Source organism: Streptomyces sp. SP17BM10, from assembly GCF_036322405.1.
Taxonomy (GTDB): Bacteria; Actinomycetota; Actinomycetes; order Streptomycetales; family Streptomycetaceae; genus Kitasatospora.
The window spans coordinates 299838-306940 of sequence record NZ_JAQYXB010000642.1; the positions used below are offsets into that span (position 1 = coordinate 299838).

Genomic DNA, 7103 nt, shown 5'->3' on the forward strand with positions numbered 1-7103 from the left:
GTCACCGGCAGGCAGGAGCAAAATGGCGACGCAGAGTGACGAAGGAGGGGAGACGGGCCCCGGGGCCGAAACCCCCGTACACCTCGGGCAGCCGGTCGGGCACACTCGCCACGAAGGGCCTTCAAGCCCTGAAAATGGCCCCGGACGTGCGACGACCCCCGCCGGGGGGGAGAGCGGGGGTCGTCTATCCACAGCCCGACTCGGGGGGGAGGAGCCGGACCGGGTTAGCACGGTCGCGAACGATCCGTGACTTCCATGGTGTACCCGAGAGGCCAGAAACACAAACCCGCACGGCCGCGAGTACGCCGAATGGCGGGGTGTTTTGCGGCTCCCTCTATCCTCGGTTCCCGTGGACACCACCGAGAACGCCGACGACCGCGCCGACGACTCCGCGGGCGGCACCACCGGGCCCGCCGAGGCTCCCGTCCCCGCGCACCCCCGGCCGGGGGGCACGCGCACGGCGGCCTTCTTCGACCTGGACAAGACCATCATCGCCAAATCGAGCGCGCTGGCCTTCAGCCGCCCCTTCTACCAGGGCGGCCTGATCAGCCGTCGGGCCGTAGTGCGCAGCGCGTACGCCCAGTTCGTGTTCCTCGTCGGCGGCGCGGACCACGACCAGATGGAGAAGATGCGCGAGTACCTCTCGTCGCTCATCCGGGGCTGGAACGTGCAGCAGGTCCGGGAGATCGTCGCCGAGACGCTGCACAACCTGATCGACCCGATCATCTACGACGAGGCCGCCTCGCTGATCGAGCAGCACCACGCCGCCGGCCGGGACGTCGTGATCGTCAGCAGTTCGGGCTCCGAGGTCGTCGAGCCGATCGGCGCCCTGCTCGGCGCGGACCACGTGATCGCCACCCGACTGAAGATCGAGGACGGCTGCTACACCGGCGAGATCGATTACTACGCCTACGCCGAGAACAAGGCGACCGCCATCCGGGAGCTGGCCGGGAGCGAGGGCTACGACCTAGCCCAGTGCTACGCCTACAGCGACTCCTCCACCGACCTACCGCTGCTGGAGGCCGTCGGCCACCCGTACGCCGTCAACCCGGACCGCGCGTTGCGCAAGGAGGCGGCGGCCCGGGAGTGGCCGGTGCTGGTCTTCGACAAACCGGTGGAACTGCGGCGGCGGCTCCCGGAGTTCTCCGCCCCGAGCGGCTCGGTGCTCACCGCCGTGGCGGTCGGGACGGCCCTGCTGACCGCCGGCGTGATCTGGTACCTGGCCCGGCGCCGCCGGCCGACCGCCTGACGCCCGGGGCCGGCCGCTTCGGGGCCGCTCCAGCCCCGCCGAGACCTGGCTCCTTGCCCGCTCCGGGGGCGGCAACTCTCCGTATTTGCAACAAAGCAGGCAATTGCCGCAGACTTCCCGTTTCGGGTTCCCCTTTCGCCCGAAACGCGATACAAAGGAAACACGGCCCGCGAGACCCGGTCAGGACCGAAGAGGTCAAACCGACAACGCAGTTCAGGCCCCACGGACCGCGCGTACACGTAGCCGAGCACCCACATGCAGCCGACCCGCTGTCGGGCCGCCGGACCAGACGAACGGGCAGGATCCCCGTCTGATCGGCACTTCCGGTGCATGCTTGGTCACCCGGCACCTGTACCAGCGGCGGCACCCGGCAGGATCGGGTGCCGCCGCATCTTCGCGTCCGGGCAGGGCCGTCGGCGCCCGGTCAGACCATTCCGCGCTGCATCGCCTCGCAGACCGCCGTGCTCTCCCGCGCGCCGAGCCGCAACGCCCGGCCACAGTGCGAGATCCAGGCCCCCATGCCCTCCCTCGTTCCGGACAGGTAGCCCGCCAGAGCTCGCCGGTAGGCGTCCGTCCCGAGTTCGGCGAGCCCGACCTCGGCGGGGCAGATCGACTTCGGGTCGAGCCCCTCGGCGATCAGCACGATCCGCTGGGCGGCCCGCGCGATCACGCCGTTGTGGGCGCCGAACGGGCGCAGCGCGAGCAGTTCCCCGTGAACCACCGACGCGACCACCAGGGCCGGCGTTCCGACGCCCTGCCCCTCCGCCCGCGCGACCAGGAGGCGCGAGAGCTGATCGAGGCGCGCGGCGACCTCCTCCGCGCCGGGCGCGGGCGGCAGGACCGGCAGCGGGGCGTCCACCACCACGGCCTCGACGCTCTCCACCGGTTCCAGGTCGAGCGGGAACAGCTCGTCCGCCGTCTCCCCGGCGCGCCGCGGACGGCCCGCGGACGGGTCCGCGTCGCCCACCGCGAGCAGGTGCAGCCGGGCCAGCACCTGGAGCGGCGAGTGCCGCCAGATGCTGAGCAGCTGGCCGGCCTCGGCGGCGATCCGCAGGGAGGCGCCGACCGTACGGGCCCCGTCGTCCGCGCTGAAGTCGCTGCGGCGCCGGACCTCCTCCAGCGGCCAGTCCGCCCCGGCCAGCGCCGCGGAGGCGCGGGCGCCGCGCAGCGCGGACTCGGAGGTGACCTCGGCGGCGCGGCGGCGCATCACCCGGTGGCCGTAGAGGCGGTCGACGGCCTTGCGCACCTCGGCCACGGCGTCGGGCACCCCGGGGAGCTGGGCCAGCGGGGCGAGGGGATCTGTTCCAGTGCTCACCTACCCGAGAGTAATGACCCGGCCGCCCCTCCCGGAACAGCAACCCCGCATCACCCGTTTGAGGCAATCCTCACTTCCCGTCCACGGCGATGCCCAAACCCCGGCTAGCATGGCCACTATCGGAGACGATAACGATTTCCAGTTACGTCCCGGCGTCAGTTGAGCTCCCGGGGCGAGGCCCGGGGGCGGAACCCCCGGAGCGAGAGCCCCCGAGCGAGAGCCGGAGTCCCCAGATGAAGATCGCCTTCGTCGGAAAGGGCGGCAGCGGCAAGACGACGCTGTCCGCACTGTTCGTCCGCCACCTGGCCGCCACGGGCCGGCCGGTGATCGCCGTCGACGCCGACATCAACCAACACCTCGGGCCCGCACTAGGACTGACTGACGACCAGGCCGCCGCGCTGCCCTCGCTCGGCGCGCACCTGCCGGAAATCAAGGAGTACCTGCGCGGCGGCAATCCACTGATCGGTTCGGCGGACGAGATGATCAAAACCACGCCGCCCGGCCGGGGTTCGCGCCTGCTGCGCATCGTCGAGGAGAACCCGGTCTACGCCGCCTGCGCCCGGCCGATCGCCCTGGACGAGGGCTCGGTGCGACTGCTCGCGACCGGCGCCTTCACCGAGGAGGACCTCGGGGTGGCCTGCTACCACTCCAAGGTCGGCGCCGTCGAGCTGCTGCTCAACCACCTGGTGGACGGCCGTGACGAGTACCTCGTCACCGACATGACGGCGGGCTCCGACTCCTTCGCCTCCGGCCTGTTCACCCGCTTCGACCTGACCTTCCTGGTCGCCGAGCCGACCCGCAAGGGCGTCTCGGTCTACCGCCAGTACAAGGACTACGCCCGTGACTTCGGCGTGAACCTGCGGGTGATCGGCAACAAGGTGCAGGGCCCGGACGACCTGGCGTTCCTGCGCCGCGAGGTGGGCGAGGACCTGCTCACGACCTTCGGGCACTCGGACTGGGTGCGGCGCCTGGAGCAGGGCGCCGAGCCGCCGCTGAAGAGCCTGGAGCCGGCCAACCGGGCCGTGCTGGAGCAGTTGCTGACCGAGGTCGACGCCTCCCACGACCGGCGCGACCCACGCCGCTACACCGACCAGGCCGTGCTCTTCCACCTGCGCAACGCGGAGAGCTGGGGCAGCGCCAAGGTGGGCGTCGACCTGGCGGCCCAGGTCGACCACGGCTTCGTGCTCGGCGAGTTCGCCCACGACGGCGAGCGGCCCGCCCCGGCCGGCGCGCCCGCCTGACCGACCATCCAGACCGAGCCGCCGGACGGCTCCCGAACGGGCCGTGTGCTCCCCCACCCAGGGGAGCACACGGCCCGTTCGACGTGTCCGGGGCGCCCACCAGCAGATTTGCAGCGCTTCGAACACCACCCAATGGGGTGAATCAGGGGCTTTTCCCCTTCCGTCCGGTGTGACCGCGTGCAAAGCTTTCATTACCCTCGGTTTACCGAGTCTTGATGGTCCGTCCCGACGGCCCTCCGCGAGGCCTCCCGCTCCTCGCCGGGGCCCCTGGCGGGCCCGATGGTCGAGGTCCGGCCGGTGACACCCGCACTCCCCGCCGCGCCCGCACCATCCCGCCACACCGTCGCGACCCCCGACAGCCGATCCGCCCCGGAGCCCCGCGACCGGACTCGCCGCCGGACCTGACTGCGTTCGCCCCCGGACAGACGGGAAGACAATGACCCTCGACATCTCCACCGCCCCCATCGCCTCCGACACGACCGACCACGCGCCGCCGGGCCCCGGCTCCGGCCCCCGCGTCCGGTGGATGCAGGACCTCTCGGCCTCCCTGGTGGTCTTCCTGATCGCCGTGCCGTTCTCCCTCGGCATCGCGCTCGCGACCGGGGCCCCGCTCACCGCGGGCCTCGCCGCGGCCGCCGTCGGCGGCATCGTCGTCGGGCTGCTCGGTGGCACGCCCCTCCAGGTCAGCGGTCCCTCGGCCGCACTGACCGTGATCACCGCCGGGCTCATCGCCCAATACGGCTGGCGGGCCACCTGCGCCATCACGCTCGCCGCCGGGCTGGTCCAACTCCTCCTCGGCGCGCGCCGGGTGGCCCGGACGGCGCTCGCCGTCTCGCCCGCCATCGTGCACGGCATGCTCGCCGGAGTCGGGCTCGCCATCGCGATCGCCCAGCTGCACGTCGTCCTCGGCGGCTCCCCGCAGAGCTCGGCGATCGCCAACATCCTCGCGCTGCCCGCGCAGTTGGCCGGACCGCACCCGCCGGCCGTGCTGATCGGCGCGGTGACGGTGGCCGTCCTGCTCGGCTGGCCTCGCCTCGGCCGGATTCCGGGCCGCACCGGCGAGTTGGGCGCGAAGCTGGCCAGGGTGCCCGGGCCGCTGGCCGCCATCGCCGCCGCCACGGCCCTCGCCACCGCGGCGGACCTGCCGCTCGCCCACATCGAACTCCCCTCCTGGCAGCCCCACTCGTTCGTCCCCGTGCTCCCGCACGGGCCGGTCGTCGGCGTGGTCGCCGCGGTCCTCACCGTCACCGCGGTCGCGAGCGTCGAGTCGTTGCTCTCCGCCGTCGCGATCGACCGGATGTCCCGCCGCACCGGCGACCTCGACCGCGAACTGCGCGGCCAGGGCGTCGCCAACGTCGTCAGTGGTCTGATCGGCGGACTCCCGATCGCCGGGGGCGCGGTCCGCAGCACCGCCAACGTGCGCGCGGGCGGACAGAGCAGGTGGGCGTCGGTCCTGCACGGCGTCTGGGTGCTCGCGGCCGCCGTGGCGCTCACCGGCGGGCTGCGTCGGATCCCGCTGGCCGCGCTGGGCGCGCTGGTGCTGGTCGTCGGTCTGCAGATGATGAGCTTCGCGCACATCCGCAAGGTGCACCGGCACCGCGAGTTCCCGGTCTACCTCACCACCGGCCTGGGCGTCGTGGTGTTCGGCGTGCTGTGGGGCGTGACGCTCGGCGCCGCCACCGCCGTCCTGCTCGCGCTCTACCGGCTCACCCGCGCCCACGTGGACGTGCTGGCGGGGCCCGACGGCTCGGTGACGGTCCAGACGCACGGCCCGCTCACCTTCACCGTCGTGCCCCGGCTGAGCCGGGCACTGGCCGGGATCCCCGCCGCCGCCGACGTGACGGTGGTCCACGACGGCTCCTTCCTGGACCACGCCGCGTACGAGACGCTGCACAGCTGGCGCTCCGGGCACCAGGCCGCGGGCGGACGGGTCTCCATGGTGACGAGGCGCCAGGACGACGAGGTGCTCGACCCCGACGGCACGGTCCGCGCCGGCAGCTCCCCGGGTCCGCACCGCTGCCGAGCCTGGACGCCCTGGGTGGGCCACCACTGCATCGAGCAGCAGGAGGACCCGCACGGCCGGCTGCTCGACGGCGTCCGGGTGTTCCAGCAGCACACCGCCCCGCTGGTGCGGCCCGAACTCGCCCGGCTGGCCCGGGAGGGACAGACGCCCTCCCAGCTCTTCCTGACCTGCGCGGACTCCCGGATGGTCACCAGCATGATCACCAACAGCGGGCCGGGCGACCTCTTCACCGTCCGCAACGTCGGGAACCTCGTACCGGCCCCGTTCGAACCCGGCGCGGCCGACGACTCGGTGGCCGCCGCGGTGCAGTACGCCGTCGAGGCGCTGGAGGTGCGCTCGATCACGGTCTGCGGCCACTCCGGCTGCGGTGCGATGAAGGCCCTGCTGGACGGCGTCCACGAGCGTCCCGGCACGCCGACCCCGCTGACCCGCTGGCTGCGCAACGGCCGCGGCTCGCTGGACCGGCTCCGGCGGGCGCCCGCCGAGTTCGCCGACCGGCCGGTGGTGGACCTCGCCGAGCAGCTCTGCATCACCAACGTCGTCCAGCAGTTGGACCAGCTGATGGCGAACCCCGCGGTGGAGCGCCGGGTCGAGGAGGGCACCCTGCGCCTGGTCGGTATGTACTTCGACTTCGCGACCGCCCAGGCGTACGTGCTCGACCGCGCGGCCGGCACCTTCAGTCCGGTCGAGGCGCGTCCGGCCGAGACAGCGCCGACCGGGGCGCTCGCCGGCGCGGTACCGGACGCACCGGCGGTGTGCCCGCCCCCAGGAGTGAATGGAATCCCGGACCGGGTGTCCGCCGCCGATGGTGAGGAGGGCCCCCAGCTGGCCGCCTGAGAGCCGGGCCCGTGTACCCGCCGGGCGGGCCGGGGCGCGGGCCCGCCCCTACCGACCTCCGCGCTTTCCGCGGCGGTGCCGCGCGGCGGTCCGGCCGCCCTTCCCGGGGGCCGCCGCGGGGGTCACCCGGCGGCCCCGCGACGACGACGTCCGTTCGACTCTCGGTCAAAGGTCTACACCAATTCCCGGGTGCCTCTTGTCAAGTGGGCTCTTCGCCTGGTGAGCTGTGCGCTGGGACACACGGGACAATCCCCACGCACGGGATCGTCCCAGATCATGACTCGATGAGGAGTGCGTGTTGAGCAACGAGAGCCTGGCCAACCTGCTCAAGGAGGAGCGTCGTTTCGCTCCCCCGGCAGAGCTCGCCGCAGCGGCCAACGTCACCGCGGCCGCGTACGCGCAGGCCTCCGAGGACCGCCTGGGCTTCTGGGCCGAGCA

General features: G+C 72.9%; 4 protein-coding genes. 3 read left to right on the forward strand and 1 reads right to left on the reverse strand.

The genetic code is table 11. The features are described 5' to 3' along the window. The first annotated feature begins 475 nt into the window (after window positions 1–475). The gene (locus PUR71_RS29480; RefSeq protein WP_443077611.1) at window positions 476–1249 is read left to right on the forward strand and encodes an HAD family hydrolase; all 774 of its coding nucleotides are present in this window, start codon (window positions 476–478) and stop codon (window positions 1247–1249) included. Window positions 1250–1673: 424 nt separating this feature from the next. Here PUR71_RS29480 and PUR71_RS29485 read toward each other — a convergent pair whose 3' ends face one another. Continuing rightward, a complete protein-coding gene (locus PUR71_RS29485) occupies window positions 1674–2564 on the reverse strand; it encodes an oxidoreductase (RefSeq protein ID WP_329930201.1) in 891 nt (296 codons plus the stop codon). A gap of 233 nt (window positions 2565–2797) precedes the next feature. Between PUR71_RS29485 and PUR71_RS29490 the strand changes: the two genes are divergently transcribed. Further along, window positions 2798–3805 carry an ATP-binding protein gene (locus tag PUR71_RS29490; RefSeq protein WP_329930202.1) on the forward strand — a complete coding sequence of 336 codons (1008 nt, stop codon included), beginning with the start codon at window positions 2798–2800 and terminating at the stop codon, window positions 3803–3805. Window positions 3806–4241: 436 nt separating this feature from the next. Next, window positions 4242–6665, forward strand: a complete 2424-nt coding sequence (locus tag PUR71_RS29495; RefSeq protein ID WP_329930203.1) for a SulP family inorganic anion transporter — start codon at window positions 4242–4244, stop codon at window positions 6663–6665. Window positions 6666–7103: the final 438 nt, after the last annotated feature.

Bases quoted from the DNA above. Each gene is read 5' to 3' on its own strand.
- PUR71_RS29495 (WP_329930203.1), top strand. From the start codon at position 4,242: ATGACCCTCGACATCTCCACCGCCCCCATCGCCTCCGACACGACCGAC.
- PUR71_RS29490 (WP_329930202.1), top strand. From the start codon at position 2,798: ATGAAGATCGCCTTCGTCGGAAAGGGCGGCAGCGGCAAGACGACGCTG.